The following is a 17,398-nucleotide window of genomic DNA, read 5'->3' as shown; positions in this document are numbered from 1 at the left end:
GGGGGCGACCGGCATGGATGCCGGTCGAGCGCCGATCGGGCCAGGGACGGCCCGTCGGCGCGTACCCCCGGAGCAAGCCCGGAGTGAGGGTACCCCGGAGCGCAGCGCAGGGGCCGGATGATGGGAGCGAGCGGCTTTGCTTACTTTGGCCAAGACCAAAGTAAGCCGCCGTAAGGGCGGAAAGGTGAATAAGCGTCAATACAAATAACGAATGCGCATACAATCCACAAACAAACAAACAAACAAACAAACAAACAAACAAACAAACCTTAGATCCCAAGAAACTGACACAACTCCCGCTTCTTGGCCAACGCATCCCGCCGCCCCAACTCAATCAACTCACTGCAATAACTCGCCTCGAACAGCAAATAACTCAAAACCCCCGCCCCGCTGGTCCTGGTAGCCCCCGGCCCACGCAAAAACATGCGTAAAGCAGCCGGCAACTCCCGCCGGTGCCGCGCGGCGATCTCATCCAGCGGCTGGCTGGGCGCCACCACCAGCACCTCGATCGGCGCCAACCCCAAGCGCCGCGTATCCAGGTGCGCCGGCAACAGGTGGCTCAGGTGATTGAGCCGCTGCAGCAACTCGATATCGTCCTCGAGGCTGTCGATGAAGGTGCTGTTGAGCATGTGGCCGCCAATCTGCGCCAGGCTCGGCTGCTTGCCACTGAACACCCGCTGGGTAGGCAAGGGCGGTGCCGGGCGCTGCGGGTTGCCACTGACCCCCACCACCAGCACCCGGCTGGCACCAAGGTGCAACGCCGGGCTGATCGGCGCCGACTGGCGCACCGCACCATCGCCGAAATACTCCTCGCCCAGCAGCACCGGAGCAAACAGCAACGGGATGGCCGAGCTGGCCAGCAAGTGATCGACCGTCAGTGGCGTCGGCATACCGATGCGCCGGTGGCGCAGCCAAGGCTCGATGGCACCCTGGCCCTGGTAGAAGGTTACCGCCTGCCCCGACTCATAGCCGAACGCCGTCACGGCCACAGCGCGCAACTGGTTGGCCGCCAGCGAGTGGGCGATGCCGTCCAGGTTCAGGTGTTCGTGCAACAGGCCGCGCAACGGGCGGCTGTCGAGCAAAGCCACCGGCACCTGGCTGCCCAGGCCCAGCAAGCTGTGGCCAAAGAAGCGGCTGGCCTGGCGAATGACCCCGGGCCAGTCGCTGCGCAGTACCAGGTGGCTCTGAAAGTTCTGCCAGAAGGCCGTGAGCTGGTGGATCGAGTCGGCGAAGCGGGTGGCGCCGCTGGCCAGCTTGACCGCATTGATCGCCCCGGCAGAGGTGCCGACGATCACCGGGAAGGGGTTGGCGGCGCCGGCGGGCAGCAGGTCGGCGATGCCGGCGAGCACGCCGACCTGGTAGGCGGCGCGGGCACCGCCGCCAGAGAGGATCAGGCCGGTGGTTGGGGTCATGCTTCCTTCCTGGATTCCGTGATTGCCTGTACCTGCCCTATCGCGGGGCAAGCCCGCTCCCACGCAGCATAGGCAAAGGCCTAGCGTTTTTTCTTGTCGTACAGCCGCGGCTCACCTTCGGGGCGCGACTTGAAGCGCCGGTGCGCCCACAGGTACTGCTCGGGGCATTCGCGCAGCACACCTTCGACCCACTGGTTGATGCGCAGGCAATCGGCTTCTTCGGTTTCACCTGGGAAGCCCTCCAGCGGCGGGTGCACCACCAGCCGGTAGCCGCTGCCGTCATCCAGACGCTTTTGGGTGAACGGGATCACCCGCGCCTTGCCCAGCCGGGCGAATTTGCTGGTAGCGGTGACCGTGGCCGCCGGGATGCCGAACAGCGGCACGAAGATGCTTTGCTTGGTGCCGTAGTCCTGGTCCGGTGCGTACCAGATCGCCCGGCCCTTGCGCAGCAGCTTGAGCATGCCGCGCACATCGTCACGCTCAACCGCCAGCGAGTCGGGGTTATGCCGTTCACGGCCACGGCGCTGGATGAAGTCGAACACCGCGTTGCCATGCTCGCGGTACATGCCATCGATGGTATGAGCTTGGCCCAGCAGCGCGGCGCCGATTTCCAGGGTGGTGAAGTGCACCGCCATCAAGATGGCGCCCTCGCCTTCACGCTGGGCGGCCTGCAGGTGCTCGATACCCTCGATGTGCGCCAGGCGCGCCAGGCGGGCCTTGGGCCACCACCAGCTCATGGCCATCTCGAAGAAGGCAATGCCAGTGGAGGCGAAGTTTTCTTTCAGCAGGCGCTGCCGTTCGTCGCTGGAAAGCTCGGGGAAACACAGCTCCAGATTGCGTGCGGCAATGCGCCGACGCTCGCCGGCAACCCGGTACATCACCGCGCCCAGGGCGCGCCCCAGCCCCAGCAGTGCGCGGTAGGGCAACAGGGCGATCAGCCACAGCAGACCCAGGCCGAGCCACAGGGCCCAGAATCGCGGGTGAAGGTAAAGGGTACGAAAACGCGGGCGTTCCATTGAAGCTTCCAGCAAGACAAGGGCCGGGCATTCTACATCGGTTGCGGGCAATCGGTCTTATCGCTATAAGTCAGGGCACTTTTTTCGCAACAAGCCGTCTATGCAGACCATGAGCCTCAACCAGACACCCGACACCGCCCCCGTGTTCCAGCTCAAGGGCAGCATGCTTGCCATCACCGTGCTGGAGCTGGCGCGCAACGACCTCGAGTCCCTCGACCGCCAGTTGGCGGCCAAGGTCGTGCAGGCGCCGAACTTCTTCAGCAATACGCCGCTGGTGCTGGCGTTGGACAAGCTGCCTGCAAACGAAGGCGCCATCGACCTGCCCGGGCTGATGCGCATCTGCCGCCACCATGGCCTGCGCACCCTGGCGATTCGTGCCAGCCGCATCGAGGACATCGCTGCGGCGATTGCCATCGACCTGCCGGTGCTGCCGCCGTCCGGCGCCCGCGAGCGCCCGCTGGAGCCCGAGCCCGAGGTAAAAAAACCCGAACCTGCGCCGCCACCGCCCCCTGCCCCGGCCGAGCCCGAGGTGCGCCCGACGCGCATCATCACCTCGCCAGTGCGCGGCGGCCAGCAGATCTACGCCCAGGGCGGCGACCTGATCGTCACCGGCTCCGTAAGCCCGGGCGCGGAACTTCTGGCCGACGGCAACATCCATGTGTACGGCGCCATGCGCGGCCGTGCCCTGGCCGGCATCAAGGGCAACACCAAGGCGCGGATCTTCTGCCAGCAAATGACCGCCGAAATGGTCTCCATCGCCGGCCAGTACAGGGTCTGCGAAGACCTGCGCCGTGACCCGCTATGGGGGGCGCCGGTACAGGTCAGCCTGTCCGGCGATGTGTTGAACATCACCCGTCTTTAACGGATACTTGCCGGCATTTTTAGCGCAACTTTCATTACCGTTGCCGTTTTTTGTATTTGCAGGGACGCCTGTCCCGATTATTTAGGGGTGAAACACCTTGGCCAAGATTCTCGTGGTTACTTCCGGCAAGGGGGGTGTGGGCAAGACCACCACCAGCGCCGCCATCGGTACCGGCCTCGCGTTGCGCGGCCACAAGACTGTCATCGTCGACTTCGACGTCGGCCTGCGTAACCTCGACCTGATCATGGGCTGCGAACGCCGCGTGGTGTACGACTTCGTCAACGTGGTCAACGGCGAAGCCAACCTGCAACAGGCCCTGATCAAGGACAAGCGCCTCGAAAACCTGTTCGTGCTGGCCGCCAGCCAAACCCGTGACAAGGACGCCCTCACCCAGGAAGGCGTCGAAAAAGTCCTGATGGAACTGAAAGAACAGTTCGACTACGTCATCTGCGACTCCCCGGCCGGTATCGAGAAAGGCGCGCACCTGGCGATGTACTTCGCCGACGAAGCCATTGTCGTGACCAACCCCGAAGTGTCGTCGGTACGTGACTCGGACCGCATGCTGGGCATCCTGTCGAGCAAGTCGCGCCGCTCCGAGAACGGCGAGGAGCCGATCAAGGAACACCTGCTGATCACCCGTTACCACCCAGAGCGCGTCGAAAAGGGCGAAATGCTCAGCATCGCCGACGTCGAAGAAATCCTGGCGATCAAGCTCAAGGGCGTGATCCCGGAATCGCAAGCCGTACTGAAGGCCTCCAACCAGGGCATCCCGGTCATCCTTGACGACCAGAGCGATGCCGGCCAGGCGTACAGTGATACCGTTGACCGTCTGCTGGGCAAAGAAAAGCCCCTGCGGTTCATTGAAGTGCCGAAGCAAGGATTCTTCGCGCGACTGTTTGGAGGCAAGTAAACCATGAACCTTTTTGACTTCTTTCGTGGCAGGCAGAAACAGACCAGCGCGTCGGTAGCGAAAGAGCGTCTACAGATCATCGTGGCGCACGAGCGCGGCCAGCGCAGCACCCCGGACTACCTGCCCGCCTTGCAGAAGGAACTGGTCGAGGTGATCCGCAAGTACGTCAACATCGGCAACGACGATGTGCAGGTGGCACTGGAAAACCAGGGCAGCTGCTCGATCCTGGAGCTGAACATCACCCTGCCGGAACGCTGATTCAACCCAGCATTCCCAGGTACACCCGTGGGAGCGGGCTTGCCCCGCGATGGCTTTCGATGGCCATCGCGGGGCAAGCCCGCTCCCACAGTGCTTTTGCGAGACCCTGAAAAATGCCGCTGTCGAACATCCAGATCCTTCACGAAGACGCCGCCATCCTGGTGATCAACAAGCCGACCCTGCTGCTGTCGGTGCCGGGCCGCGCCGAGGACAACAAGGACTGCCTGATCACCCGCCTGCAGGAAAACGGCTACCCCGACGCGCTGATCGTGCACCGCCTGGACTGGGAAACCTCCGGCATCATCCTGCTGGCCCGCGATGCCGACAGCCACCGCGAACTGTCGCGCCAGTTCCACGACCGCGAGACAGAAAAGGCCTACACCGCGCTGTGCTGGGGGCAACCGGCCCTGGACAGCGGCAGCATCGACCTGCCGCTGCGCTACGACCCGCCCACCAAGCCGCGCCACGTGGTGGACCACGAGCAGGGCAAGCATGCGCTGACCTTCTGGCGCATCCTCGAGCGCTGCGGCGACTATTGCAGGGTGGAACTGACGCCGATCACCGGCCGTTCGCACCAGTTGCGCGTGCACATGCTGTCAATCGGCCACCCGTTGCTGGGCGACCGCCTGTATGCCAACCCCGAAGCACTGGCGGCCCATGAGCGGCTGTGCCTGCATGCCTCGATGCTGAGCTTCACCCACCCGGTTTCCGGGGAGCGGTTGAAGTTCGAATGCCCGGCACCCTTTTAAGCTGCAAGCTACCAGTTGCAAGAAAAAACCAGGATAGACCGCTGAGGCGCTTGCCCCGCGGGCTGCCTTTGCTTGAAGCTTGCAGCTTGTGGCTTGAAGCTCGAATTTGGAGTGAGTTATGCGCGAAGCACTGAATACCGGCCTGATCGAATTCCTCAAGGCCTCCCCGACGCCCTTCCATGCCACCGCAAGCCTGGCGCAGCGCCTCGAAGCCGCCGGCTACCAGCGCCTGGACGAGCGCGACAGCTGGGCCACGGTGCCCGGCGGGCGCTACTACGTCACCCGCAACGACTCCTCGATCATCGCCATCAAGCTGGGCAAGCATTCGCCGCTGATCGGCGGCATCCGCATGGTCGGCGCCCACACCGACAGCCCGTGCCTGCGGGTCAAGCCGCAGCCCGAGCTGCAACGCCAGGGCTTTTTGCAACTGGGCGTCGAGGTATACGGCGGCGCGCTGCTGGCGCCCTGGTTCGACCGCGACCTGTCGCTGGCCGGGCGGGTCACCTTCCGCCGTGACGGCAAGGTCGAAAGCCAGCTGGTGGACTTCAAGCTGCCGATCGCGATCATCCCCAACCTTGCCATCCACCTGAACCGCACCGCCAACGAAGGCTGGCAGATCAACCCACAGACCGAGCTGCCGCCGATTCTTGCCCAGGTGGCCGGCGACGAGCGCATCGACTTTCGCGCCTTGCTCACCGAGCAGTTGGCCCGCGAGCACGAACTCAACGCCGACGTGGTGCTGGACTACGAGCTGAGTTTCTACGATACGCAAGACGCTGCGCAGATCGGCCTGAACGGCGACTTCATCGCCGGCGCCCGCCTGGACAACCTGCTGTCGTGCTACGCCGGCCTGCAGGCCCTGCTGGCCGCCGAGGGCGATGAAACCTGCGTGCTGGTGTGCACCGACCACGAAGAGGTCGGCAGTTGCTCGGCCTGCGGCGCCGACGGCCCGATGCTCGAGCAGACCCTGCAGCGCCTGCTGCCGGACGGCGACGAGTACGTGCGCACCATCCAGCGCTCGCTGATGGTCTCGGCCGACAACGCCCACGGCGTGCACCCCAACTACGCCGACAAGCACGACGGCAACCATGGCCCCAAACTCAACGCAGGGCCGGTGATCAAGGTCAACAACAACCAGCGCTACGCCACCAACAGCGAAACCGCCGGTTTCTTCCGCCACCTGTGCATGGCCGAAGAAGTCCCGGTACAGAGCTTCGTGGTGCGCAGCGACATGGGCTGCGGCTCGACCATCGGCCCGATCACCGCCAGCCACCTGGGCGTTCGCACCGTGGACATCGGCCTGCCGACCTTTGCCATGCATTCGATCCGCGAGCTGTGCGGCAGCCATGACCTGGCGCACCTGGTGAAGGTGCTCGGGGCGTTCTACCGCAGCCGCGAGTTGCCTTGATGTAAGCAAGCCAGGCCTCTTCGCGGGTAAACCCGCTCCCACAGGTACGGCGCTTGGTTCGGGCTTCGCGCGATCCTGTAGGAGCCGGCTTGCCGGCGATCACCGGCACAGCCGGTGCCAGCATTCGCCTGTACCGGCCCTATCGCCGGCAAGCCGGCTCCTACAGGGGGCGCGCTAGATTTTAGAAATTGAGCAAGACAGTTGCTCCCACAGGGTCTCCACAGACCCAGGCATTGTGGGAACCTGTGGGAGCGGGTTTACCCGCGAAGAGGCCGGACCTGCTCAAGGTCAATCCGCTTCGCCGGCTACCCGCTATGCTTGTTACATGGCCCCCACGCAGAAGGACCTCTGCCCATGTCCCCGTTCCTCTCGCTATTCGTCCCGGTGTTCCTGTTCCTCATGCTGCTGACCATCGGCTTCAGCCTGCGCGAGCGCAACATCGGCGTGCTGATGATGTGGATCGGCACCCTGGGCATCTTCGGCCTCACCTGCTGGAAGATCCTGGAGAAACTGCCCACATAAACCTCTACACTCGGTCAATCGTTTGACCTGAGGTAGATTTCCCGGTGCCTGCCCTCCTGCGTTGCCTGACTCTCCTGCTGTTGCTGTTCGTCACCCCGCTGCATGCCGCCGGCCTGCCGGGGCTGCTGGGCAGCAGCGCCCCCGCCCAGCCCGAAGCGACAGAACCGCTGGGCAAGTCGCTGGACGAGGTGATCAAGAACCTCGAGAACGACCAGCAACGCGCCAAGCTGCTGGCCGACCTGAAAAAACTGCGCGACGCCACCAAGCAATCGCAACCCACCGTCGAACAGGGCGTGCTCGGCCTGATCGGCGGCGCCCTGCATGACTTCGAAAAGCAGTTCAGCGGCGAGGCCAGCCCGTTCATCCGCTGGTCCGCAGAAATCGACCAGGCCCGCGACGAGCTGGCCGCGCTGGTGGTGCCGGTGCACCAGTGGCCGGCGATCCTGTTCGGCTTTGCTGCAATCATTGCGGTGTGGAGCCTGCTGGCCTACGCCTTCAACTGGATCGGCCACCGCGTGCGGGTGCGCTTCGGCCTCACCGAAGAACTGCCCCAGCACCCGCGCACCTGGGACCTGGTGCGCTTCGCCCTGCGCAAGCTCGGGCCCTGGCTGGTGGCGCTGGTGTTCACCGTGTACCTGAGCTTCGCCCTGCCCTCCTCGCTGGGCAAGTCGATGGCCATGGTGCTGGCCTATGCGCTGGTGGTCGGCACGCTGTTCTCGGCCATCTGCGTGATCGCCTTCTCGCTGCTCGACGGCCCGCACCGCCACCGCGCCCTGCACATCCTGCGCCACCAGGCGTTCCGCCCGCTGTGGCTGATCGGCAGCTTCGCAGCCTTTGGCGAGGCGATGAGCGACCCGCGCCTGACCACCGCCTTGGGCAGCCACCTGGCGCATGCCCTGGCAACCCTGGCCAACGTCATCGCCGCGCTGTGCACCGGGCTGTTCATCCTGCGTTTTCGCCGCCCCATCGCCCACCTTATCCGCAACCAGCCGCTGTCCCGCCGGCTGACCCGGCGCACCTTGAGCGACACCATCGAGATCCTCGGCAGCTTCTGGTTCATCCCGGCGCTGATCCTGGTGGCGATTTCGCTGTTCGCCACCTTCGTCTCCGCCGGCGACACCAGCACAGCCCTGCGCCAGTCGCTGATGTGCACGGTGCTGGTGGTGGTGTGCATGGTGCTCAACGGCCTGGTGCGCCGCCACGCCGCCAACCCCAAGCGCGCCAACAAGCGCCAGGCGGTGTACGCCGAGCGCCTGCGCAACTTCGGCTACCTGCTGCTGCACCTGTTCATCTGGCTGGTGTTCATCGAGCTGGGCCTGCGCGTGTGGGGCCAGTCGATGATCAGCTTCGCCGAGGGCGACGGCCACGAGATCAGCCTGCGCCTGCTGGGCCTGGCCGGCACCCTGATCGTCGCCTGGCTGGTGTGGATCCTTGCCGACACCGCCGTGCACCACGCCCTGGTGCGCTCGCGCCGCGGGCTGGCCAACGCCCGGGCGCAAACCATGATGCCGCTCATCCGCAACGTGATGTTCGTGGTGATTTTCATCATTGCGGTGATCGTCGCCCTGGCCAACATGGGCATGAACGTCACCCCGCTGCTGGCCGGTGCCGGCGTGATCGGCCTGGCCATCGGCTTTGGCGCGCAGTCGCTGGTGGCCGACCTGATCACCGGGCTGTTCATCATCATCGAGGACAGCCTGGCCATCGACGACTACGTCGATGTCGGCGGCCACCTGGGCACGGTCGAGGGCCTGACCATCCGCACCGTGCGCCTGCGCGACATCGACGGCATCGTGCATACCATCCCGTTCAGCGAGATCAAGAGCATCAAGAACTACTCCCGCGAGTTCGGCTACGCGATCTTCCGGGTGGCGATCCCCCACAGCATGAACATCGACCAGGCCATCACGCTGATCCGCGAAGTGGGCCAGAAGCTGCGCAGCGACCCGCTGATGCGCCGCAACATCTGGTCGCCGCTGGAGCTGCAGGGGGTGGAGAGTTTCGAGTCGGGCTCGGCGATCTTGCGGGCCCGCTTCAAGACCGCGCCGATCAAGCAGTGGGAAGTGTCGCGGGCGTTCAACCTTGCGCTCAAGCGCCAGCTGGACGAGGCCGGGCTGGACCTGGCGACGCCAAGGTTGTCGGTGCAAGTGGTGACGGCGGGCGGAGCTCCAACAGCCGAAAAAGATTCCCTGTAGGAGCCGGCTGGCCGGCGATAGGGCCGGCACAGGCGACAACTTTCCAGAGCTGTTACTCCCAGGCCCGGCCTCATCGCCGGCAAGCCGGCTCCTACAGGTACAGCGCAAGCCTGAGGCTTATGCGATCAGGCCCTACCCCGCCTGTGCCCGAATGCAGATCGCATCGGGGCGCCAATACGCCAGATCACAGGTGATCAAGCATCTATGACGGTAAAACTTCCTACTTAATAATATTATTTTTCGCACAGACTCAGAGCTTGTACATCTTTCAACCACATCTATCATTGAGATGCGCCACGATGATGCAACATCATTAGATAACAAAGTGAAAAGCACCCACCCACTGCACAGAAAACCCAACATCCAGAACCACAGTTAAAGTCGAACCACCAAAACCAACCATCACTTAAAACACTCCAGACGTAGTGACGTAGCCGCATGAGTCGAAATTGCCCTCACACAGATAATGCAATGCGAGTAACTTTGCTCTTGCTCATGTGCCTGCTCGGCGTTTTCCCCCTGGACGTCATTCTTCCCTCCTTCCCTGCAATCGCCTCTTCCTTCCACGTTGCAACCAGTAGCGTTGCGTACTCCGTGAGCCTCTTTGCTATCGGCGTGGCGCTTTCACAATTATTCATCGGCCCCCTGTCCGATGCCATTGGCCGAAAGCGGCTCTTGCTGGTCGGTCTCTTGATCTCTGCTCTCGGTGCCACTGGATGCCTGTTGTCATCCAACTTCGAGGCGTTTATCTTCTTCCGTTTGCTACAGGCGATCGGATGTGGCTGCTTCGTGCTCAGCCATGCGTTGGTGCAGGATCTGTATACAGGCAAACAGCAAAACAACATGCGCATTCTACTGACCGGCGCAAGTGGCGTTTTTATTTCACTATCCCCCCTTGCCGGCAGCATTCTTCAACACCACTTCAACTGGCAAGGCAGCTTCATTCTATTTACGGTATTAAGCGCATGCTGCGCACTCATCACCGTCATCTTCCTCCAGGAGAAAGCTGGTAATTTCAGCCCAAGGGGTACTCTTTCAAGCTACCAAGTATTGATGAAAGATTCTGGTTTTCTAACACTCACGTCGTTTTCGTGCTTGGCATTTACCTGCCATTTCTCATTTATCGTCAGTTCTCCTTTACTTTTCATGGACCGCCTGGGCCTTTCAGCAAAAACCTTCGGCCTGGTTTTCACAGGCTATGGCTTGACCTATGTTCTGGGCGGGGTGGTAGCACATTGGCTAAATGAACGCATCCCGCCAAGGAAACAGATAGGATTGGGCTTCACCCTCATCGGCGCCTCCGGCATCGCGTCCTTCATCTGGGGGCTGCTTGCAGGGCCCTCCATTGCAAGCACCTTGCTGCCGATGATCATCTGCACGATGGGCATCACGATCATTCGCCCAACAGCGACCACTCAGGCATTGGCCAGGCATCCAACCCGCGCGGGAGCTGCGGCAGCCTTGAACAATACCTTGCTGTTCGCTTGCGCAGGGTTGGCCAGCGCTTTGATCGCGGCTACCGGCAGTCTGCTGTCCGTGACGCTAGCCGCATCGTTCATCCTTACGGGCTTCCTGGGCTGGGTGATGCTTGCCCGGATGCCGCAATTGGGTGAGGAGACTCACTAGTTTTCCTGGGGTGAAATCAGTTCATCGTCTAGCCTGCCTCAGCCCGGATGCGGATCGCATCATGCCGCCAATACTCCAGGTCACAGTCGATCAAGTGCCCATGCTGGTCGCTGTTGACCCGGGTGATATGCAACCCGGGGCTACCCGCCGAGACCTTCAGTGCACTGGCCGCCTCGGCCGGCAAGGCGGTGGGCAGGATCTCGAAGCACACCTGCCCGTATTGAATGTGGTATTCCCGGGCGTAGATCTCGGTCAGTGACTGGGCCAGGTCCAGCGCCAGAATGCCCGGGAAGTACTTCGGGTTGAGGTAGTGCTCGGCATACAGCACCGCGCGCCCGTCGATGCGCCGCAAACGGCAGATACGCACCACGCTGGACAGCGCCGGCAGGCGCAGCCGTGCGCAGATGGCCGCCGGGGCCGGTTGCAGGCGCGCCGACAGCAGCTCGGTAACGGGCACCCGCCCCTGGTCGCGCACCATGGCATGGAAGTGGCTACGTTCGATCAGGTCGTAGGTCAGGCGCTGGGGCGCAACGAACCAGCCACGCCGTTCCTCGCGGTAGATCAGCCCTTGGGCCTCCAGTTGCACCAGCGCCTCGCGCAGGGTGATGCGCGTGGTATCGAACACCTCGCTGAGCTTGCGCTCGGCCGGCAGCTTGCCGCCGGGGGCCAGCAGGCCGTGTTCGATCTGCTCCTGCAGGGCGTGGCAGATGGCTGTTACCGCGCGCGGTGGCGTCGCTTGCATCAAAGGTTACCTATCTGGACTAGTCCAGCCCCATGACAGGGCAGGTGGAGAATAGAGCAAGCCTAGGCAGGGCTGATGAACATCCTGTGACAAAGGCCTTTGCCAGTGCCTGCCAGATCCGGGCCAAGGCCCGAGGTTCAAGGCCTTGCCCGTGGTCTACGCTGTATCTCCAGGGCCTGCGCGGCCCGCCCCTTACATCAAATTGTCACGCAACCGGCCTACCTTGGCTCAAGGTTTGCTGACCTAGACCAACGTCTGGCAGGCACGGCTCACTCTCATAACAACGAATGCAAGGCACCCACCAAAGGAGCTTCGGATGAAAAAGTTGTTCATGGCGTCACTGCTCGGTTCGGCCATCGCTTTTTGCACCTCGGCCATGGCCCAGGACCTCAAGGCACTTGAAGACGCCGCCCGCAAGGAAGGCACCGTCAACAGCGTGGGCATGCCCGATGCCTGGGCCAACTGGAAAGGCACCTGGGAGGACCTTGCGAAGAAGTACGGCCTCAAGCACAGCGACACCGACATGAGCTCGGCCCAGGAAATCGCCAAGTTCGATGCCGAAAAAGACAACGCCAGCGCCGACATCGGCGACGTGGGTGCAGCCTTCGGCCCGATCGCGGTGACCAAGGGCGTCACCCAGCCATACAAGCCCAGCACCTGGGACCAGGTACCCACCTGGGCGAAGGACCAGGACGGCCACTGGGCCCTGGCCTATACCGGCACCATCGCCTTCATCATCAACAAGGACCTGGTCAAGGAAGGCGAACGCCCGAAAACCTGGCACGACCTGGAAAAGGGCAAGTACAAGGTCGCCATCGGTGACGTCGGCACTGCGGCGCAGGCCGCCAATGGCGTGCTGGCCGCGGCCATTGCCTACAAGGGCGACGAAAGCAACATCGAGCCGGGCCTGCAACTGTTCACCAAACTGGCACAGCAGAAGCGCCTGTCGCTGGCCAACCCGACCATCCAGACCCTCGAGAAGGGCGAGGTGGAAGTCGGCGTGGTGTGGGACTTCAACGGCCTGAGCTACCGCGACCAGATCGACCCGAAACGCTTCGAGGTGCTGATCCCCTCGGACGGCTCGATCACCTCGGGCTACACCACCATCATCAACAAGTACGCCAAGCACCCGAACGCCGCCAAGCTGGCCCGTGAGTACATCTTCAGCGACGCCGGGCAGACCAACCTGGCCATCGGCCACGCCCGCCCGATCCGCGCCGAGCACCTGAAGCTGCCGGACGACGTGCAGGCCAAGCTGCTGCCCAACGAGCAGTACAAGGCCGCCCAGCCGATCAAGAACGCCGAAACCTGGGAAGCCACCTCCAAGGCACTGCCGCAGAAGTGGCAGGAGCAGGTGATCATCGAGATGGAATAAAGGGCCGGGTTATTTAGCAATCTGGACTGGCCTCATCGCAGGCCTGCCGGCTCCTACGGGGGCACTGCATCACCTGTAGGAGCCGGCAGGCCTGCGATGAATGCAACGCGGTTTTTGACTGGAGCCACCATGCAACACAACGTCATCCTGGTCCTGCTCGACGGCCTCAACCACCAGGTCGCACACCACGCCATGGGCCACCTGCACGCCTATGTCGAGGCCGACCGCGCTGCGCTGTACCGAATGGAATGCGAACTGCCGTCGCTGTCGCGGCCCTTGTACGAATGCATCCTCACCGGCGTACCGCCGATCGACAGCGGCATCGTGCACAACAACGTCAACCGCCTGTCCAACCAGCGCAGCGTGTTCCACTACGCCCGCGAGGCCGGGCTGGGCACCGCCGCCGCGGCGTACCACTGGATGAGCGAGCTGTACAACCGCTCGCCGTTCGACCCGCAGCGCGACCGCCACACCCATGCCCCCAAGCTGCCGATCCAGCATGCCTTGTTTTACTGGGACGACCGCTACCCCGATTCGCACCTGCTGGCCGACGCCGAATACCTGCGCCGCCGCCATGCCCCCAACTTCCTGTTGGTGCACCCGATGAGCATCGACGATATCGGCCACCGCCACGGCCTGGACAGCAGCCAGTACCGCAACGCCGCACGCAGCGCCGACATCCTGTTGGCCGACTACCTGCCGCGCTGGCTCGAGGAGGGCTACCAGGTGCTGGTGACCGCCGATCACGGCATGAACAACGACCGCTCGCACAACGGCTTGCTGGCCGAGGAGCGCGAGGTGCCGCTGTTCGTGTTCGGCGACGCATTCAGCCTGGACCCGGCAGCCAAACCGCTGCAGACCGAACTGTGCGGCACCATTTGCGAGTTGCTCGGCGCAGCCCACGACAAGGCGGTTTGCCGGGAGCTGCTCAAGTGAGTTCGAACCCCCGTGGCCGCTACCTGGCCCTGCTCTGCCTGCTGCCGTTCGCCGTGTTCTTCGTCATCTTCCAGATCGCCCCGCTGGCCTGGGTGGCCCTCAACAGCCTGCAGAGTGACAGCGGTTGGGGCCTGGCCAACTTCAGCAAGGTGTTCGCCTCGAAGTTCTACCTGCAAGCGCTGGAACGCAGCCTTGAGATCAGCTTCTGGTCGAGCCTGTTCGGCATCGTCATCGCAGTGCTGGGCGCCTATTCGCTGCGCCAGGTGGACTCGAAGCTGCGCGACTTCGTCAGCGCCTTCGCCAACATGACCAGCAACTTCGCAGGCGTCCCCCTGGCGTTCGCCTTCATCATCCTGCTGGGCTTCAATGGCGCGCTGACCCTGCTGCTCAAGCAGGTGGGCCTGCTGGGCGATTTCAGCATCTATTCCAAGACCGGGTTGATCCTGGTGTACACCTACTTCCAGATCCCCCTTGGCGTGCTGCTGCTGTACCCGGCCTTCGATGCCCTGCGCGAAGACTGGCGCGAGTCCGCCGCGCTGCTTGGGGCCAGCCACTGGCAGTTCTGGCGACATATCGGCCTGCCGGTGCTCACCCCTGCCCTGCTCGGCACCTTCGTCATTCTGCTGGCCAACGCCCTGGGTGCCTACGCCACGGTCTACGCCCTGACCACCGGCAACTTCAACGTGCTGCCGATCCGCATCGCCGCGCTGGTGGCCGGCGACATCACCCTCGACCCGAACCTGGCCAGCGCCCTGGCCATGGTGTTGGTGGGGCTGATGACGGTGGTCACGGTGGTTCATCAATGGCTGCTCAAGAGGAGCTACCATGCGCGCTGAAAAAACCTCGGCCGGGCTCTACCACCGGGTGGTGGTGTACCTGCTGTTTCTCATCCTGCTGCTGCCGCTGGCCGGCACCCTGCTCTACTCCTTTGCCACCAGTTGGTCGGCGACCCTGCTGCCCAGCGGCCTGACCTTCAAGTGGTACGTCGCGCTGTGGAGCGAGCCGCGCTTTCTGGCCGCCTTCGGCCAGTCGCTGCTGGTGTGTGTGGGCGCGCTGGTGTTATCGGTGCTGCTGATCCTGCCGCTTTTGTTCGTGGTGCATTACCACTTCCCCAAGCTCGACGCGCTGATGAACGTGCTGATTCTGCTGCCGTTCGCAGTGCCGCCGGTGGTGTCGTCGGTGGGGCTGCTGCAACTGTATGGCAGCGGGCCGATGGCCATGGTCGGCACGCCGTGGATCCTCATCGGCTGCTACTTCACCATCGCCCTGCCGTTCATGTACCGGGCGATCACCAACAACCTGCAGGCGATCAACCTGCGCGACCTGATGGACGCCGCCCAGTTGCTCGGTGCCAGCACCTGGCAGGCGGCGTTGCTGGTGGTGCTGCCGAACCTGCGCAAGGGCTTGCTGGTGGCGCTGCTGCTGTCGTTCTCGTTCCTGTTCGGCGAGTTCGTCTTTGCCAACCTGCTGGTGGGTACCCGCTACGAAACCCTGCAGGTGTACCTGAACAACATGCGCAACAGCAGCGGCCACTTCAACAGCGCGCTGGTGATCTCCTACTTCGCCTTCGTGCTGGTACTGACCTGGGTCGCCAACCGCCTGAACAAGGACAAAACCTGACATGAGCTTCGTCAGCGTACAGAACCTGCAAAAAAGCTACGCCGGCAGCCCGGTGTTCGAGAACATCGACTGCCAGATCGAACGCGGCGAGTTCGTCACCCTGCTCGGCCCTTCGGGTTGCGGCAAGTCCACCCTGCTGCGCTGCATCGCCGGGCTGACCCCGGTGGACGCCGGGCAGATCCTGCTGGACGGCCAGGACATCGTGCCGGTAAGCCCGCAAAAACGCGGCATCGGCATGGTGTTCCAGAGCTACGCGCTGTTCCCCAACATGACCGTGGAGCAGAACGTCGCCTTCGGCCTGCGCATGCAGAAGGTCAAGCGCGACGAAAGCCAGGCGCGGGTGCGTGAAGTGCTGGAGCTGGTGGAGCTGTCCAGCTTCGCCGCACGCTACCCGCACCAGTTGTCCGGTGGCCAGTGCCAGCGCGTGGCCCTGGCCCGCTCGCTGGTCACCCGCCCGCGCCTGCTGCTGCTGGACGAGCCGCTGTCGGCGCTGGATGCGCGCATTCGCAAGCACCTGCGCGAACAGATCCGCGCCATCCAGCGCGAGCTGGGGCTGACCACCATCTTCGTCACCCACGACCAGGAAGAGGCGCTGACCATGTCGGACCGCATCGTCCTGATGAACCAGGGGCGCATCGTGCAAAGTGGCGATGCCGAAACCCTCTACACCGCCCCGGTCGACCTGTTCGCCGCGGGTTTTATCGGCAACTACAACCTGCTCGACGCCGACAGCGCCAGCCGCCTGCTGCAACGCCCGGTGGCCAGCCGCCTGGCGATCCGCCCGGAGTCGATCACCCTGGGGCTGAACGGCGAACTGAACGCCGAGGTGCGCAGCCACAGCCTGCTCGGCAACGTGATCCGCTACCGGGTGCAGGTGCGCGACGTGGAACTGGTGGTGGACGTGCTCAACCGCTCGGCGGCCGACCTGCACATCGACGGCCAGCGGGTATCCTTGTCGATCGACCCCACGGCGCTACGGGAAGTGGCCTAAGGAGAATCAACACATGGCACTGGCAATTTTCGATCTGGACGAAACCCTGATCCACGGCGACTGCGCGTCGCTGTGGAGCGAGCAGATGGCCCGGCTGGGCTGGGTCGACGGCAAAAGCTTCCTCAAGCGCGACCACGAGCTGATGGAAGCCTACGGCAAGGGCCACCTGCAGATGGAGGACTACATGGCCTTCAGCCTGGAGCCGATCGCCGGGCGCACGCTCGAGGAGGTCGAGCACCTGGTGGAGCCCTGGGTTGAGGACGTGATCGAACCGATCATCTTCGGCGACGCCTGCCGCTGCATCGCCGAGCACCGCAAGCAAGGCGACCGCATCCTGATCATCTCGGCCAGCGGCACCCACCTGGTGGGGCCGATCGCGGCGCGGCTGGGGGTGGACGAATACCTGGCCATCGAGCTGGAGGCGCTGAACGGGGTGTACACCGGCAAGACCCACGGCGTGCTGACCTACCGTGAAGGCAAGATCACCCGTTTGCTGGAATGGCTGGATCAGGAGCAGGAAAACCTGGAGGGGGCGAGCTTCTATTCCGACTCGCGCAATGACTTGCCGTTGTTGCTGAAGGTGGATCACCCGTTTGCGGTAAACCCGGATGCGGTGCTGCGTGAACATGCCCAGACTAATGGCTGGCCGGTTTTGAACTGGGTTTGAGGGCCATGGGGGCGCTTTGCGCCCCTTTCGCGGCACAAGGCCGCTCCTACAGGGGATCGCGTCTGCCTGTAGGAGCGGCCTTGTGCCGCGAAAGGGCCGCAAAGCGGCC

17 protein-coding genes are annotated in these 17,398 nt (G+C 63.6%); 14 read left to right on the top strand and 3 right to left on the bottom strand.

Annotation, left to right across the window (positions count from 1 at the left end):
- Positions 1-269: 269 nt before the first annotated feature.
- On the bottom strand, positions 270-1,412 hold the full coding sequence (locus KSS94_RS06910) for a patatin-like phospholipase family protein (RefSeq protein ID WP_217842277.1): 1,143 nt from the start codon (positions 1,410-1,412) through the stop codon (positions 270-272).
- A gap of 80 nt (positions 1,413-1,492) precedes the next feature.
- Positions 1,493-2,428, bottom strand: coding sequence for a lipid A biosynthesis lauroyl acyltransferase (locus KSS94_RS06905; protein ID WP_217842276.1), 936 nt, complete (start codon positions 2,426-2,428; stop codon positions 1,493-1,495).
- A gap of 100 nt (positions 2,429-2,528) precedes the next feature.
- On the opposite strand from KSS94_RS06905, the gene minC reads away from it, so the two are divergent.
- The 8 genes from minC (at position 2,529) to KSS94_RS06865 (ending at position 10,958) form a co-directional block, all read left to right on the top strand.
- Positions 2,529-3,290 (top strand): septum site-determining protein MinC, encoded by a 762-nt coding sequence (gene minC, locus KSS94_RS06900; protein WP_217842275.1) that lies wholly within the window; start codon positions 2,529-2,531, stop codon positions 3,288-3,290.
- 97 nt (positions 3,291-3,387) lie between these two features.
- Positions 3,388-4,200, top strand: coding sequence for a septum site-determining protein MinD (gene minD, locus KSS94_RS06895; RefSeq protein ID WP_054893840.1), 813 nt, complete (start codon positions 3,388-3,390; stop codon positions 4,198-4,200).
- Positions 4,201-4,203: 3 nt separating this feature from the next.
- Positions 4,204-4,458: a cell division topological specificity factor MinE gene (minE, locus tag KSS94_RS06890; RefSeq protein ID WP_011532731.1), complete on the top strand. Its 255-nt coding sequence runs from the start codon at positions 4,204-4,206 to the stop codon at positions 4,456-4,458.
- A 113-nt stretch (positions 4,459-4,571) separates the two neighbouring features.
- Entirely contained in the window at positions 4,572-5,207 is a 636-nt protein-coding gene (locus KSS94_RS06885) for an RluA family pseudouridine synthase (RefSeq protein WP_217842274.1), read from the top strand.
- Positions 5,208-5,325: 118 nt separating this feature from the next.
- Positions 5,326-6,615 (top strand): M18 family aminopeptidase, encoded by a 1,290-nt coding sequence (locus tag KSS94_RS06880; RefSeq protein ID WP_217842273.1) that lies wholly within the window; start codon positions 5,326-5,328, stop codon positions 6,613-6,615.
- A gap of 354 nt (positions 6,616-6,969) precedes the next feature.
- Positions 6,970-7,137: a hypothetical protein gene (locus KSS94_RS06875; RefSeq protein WP_011532728.1), complete on the top strand. Its 168-nt coding sequence runs from the start codon at positions 6,970-6,972 to the stop codon at positions 7,135-7,137.
- 44 nt (positions 7,138-7,181) lie between these two features.
- A complete protein-coding gene (locus KSS94_RS06870; RefSeq protein WP_217842272.1) occupies positions 7,182-9,332 on the top strand; it encodes a mechanosensitive ion channel family protein in 2,151 nt (716 codons plus the stop codon).
- Positions 9,333-9,803: 471 nt separating this feature from the next.
- Positions 9,804-10,958, top strand: a complete 1,155-nt coding sequence (locus tag KSS94_RS06865; RefSeq protein ID WP_225935847.1) for an MFS transporter — start codon at positions 9,804-9,806, stop codon at positions 10,956-10,958.
- A 28-nt stretch (positions 10,959-10,986) separates the two neighbouring features.
- On the opposite strand, the gene phnR is transcribed toward KSS94_RS06865, so the two are convergent.
- The gene (phnR, locus tag KSS94_RS06860; RefSeq protein ID WP_217842270.1) at positions 10,987-11,700 is read right to left on the bottom strand and encodes a phosphonate utilization transcriptional regulator PhnR; all 714 of its coding nucleotides are present in this window, start codon (positions 11,698-11,700) and stop codon (positions 10,987-10,989) included.
- 316 nt (positions 11,701-12,016) lie between these two features.
- Between phnR and KSS94_RS06855 the strand changes: the two genes are divergently transcribed.
- From KSS94_RS06855 to KSS94_RS06830, 6 genes are all read left to right on the top strand, one after another.
- Positions 12,017-13,075, top strand: a complete 1,059-nt coding sequence (locus KSS94_RS06855; protein WP_217842269.1) for an ABC transporter substrate-binding protein — start codon at positions 12,017-12,019, stop codon at positions 13,073-13,075.
- A 129-nt stretch (positions 13,076-13,204) separates the two neighbouring features.
- A complete protein-coding gene (locus KSS94_RS06850) occupies positions 13,205-14,011 on the top strand; it encodes an alkaline phosphatase family protein (protein WP_217842268.1) in 807 nt (268 codons plus the stop codon).
- Complete coding sequence (locus tag KSS94_RS06845; protein ID WP_217842267.1) at positions 14,008-14,847, top strand: ABC transporter permease; 840 nt, start codon at positions 14,008-14,010, stop codon at positions 14,845-14,847. The genes KSS94_RS06850 and KSS94_RS06845 overlap by 4 nt, the downstream gene beginning before the upstream one ends.
- On the top strand, positions 14,837-15,631 hold the full coding sequence (locus KSS94_RS06840) for an ABC transporter permease (RefSeq protein ID WP_217842266.1): 795 nt from the start codon (positions 14,837-14,839) through the stop codon (positions 15,629-15,631). Before KSS94_RS06845 ends, KSS94_RS06840 begins: the two co-directional genes overlap by 11 nt.
- A gap of 1 nt (position 15,632) precedes the next feature.
- The gene (locus tag KSS94_RS06835) at positions 15,633-16,622 is read left to right on the top strand and encodes an ABC transporter ATP-binding protein (RefSeq protein ID WP_217842265.1); all 990 of its coding nucleotides are present in this window, start codon (positions 15,633-15,635) and stop codon (positions 16,620-16,622) included.
- A 13-nt stretch (positions 16,623-16,635) separates the two neighbouring features.
- Complete coding sequence (locus KSS94_RS06830; protein WP_217842264.1) at positions 16,636-17,289, top strand: HAD family hydrolase; 654 nt, start codon at positions 16,636-16,638, stop codon at positions 17,287-17,289.
- Positions 17,290-17,398: the final 109 nt, after the last annotated feature.

The sequence above is a fragment of the Pseudomonas fakonensis genome (assembly GCF_019139895.1).
GTDB lineage: Bacteria > Pseudomonadota > Gammaproteobacteria > Pseudomonadales > Pseudomonadaceae > Aquipseudomonas > Aquipseudomonas fakonensis.
The sequence above is the reverse complement of the archived record's forward strand: the minus strand, read 5'-3'. Positions and strand labels throughout refer to the sequence as shown.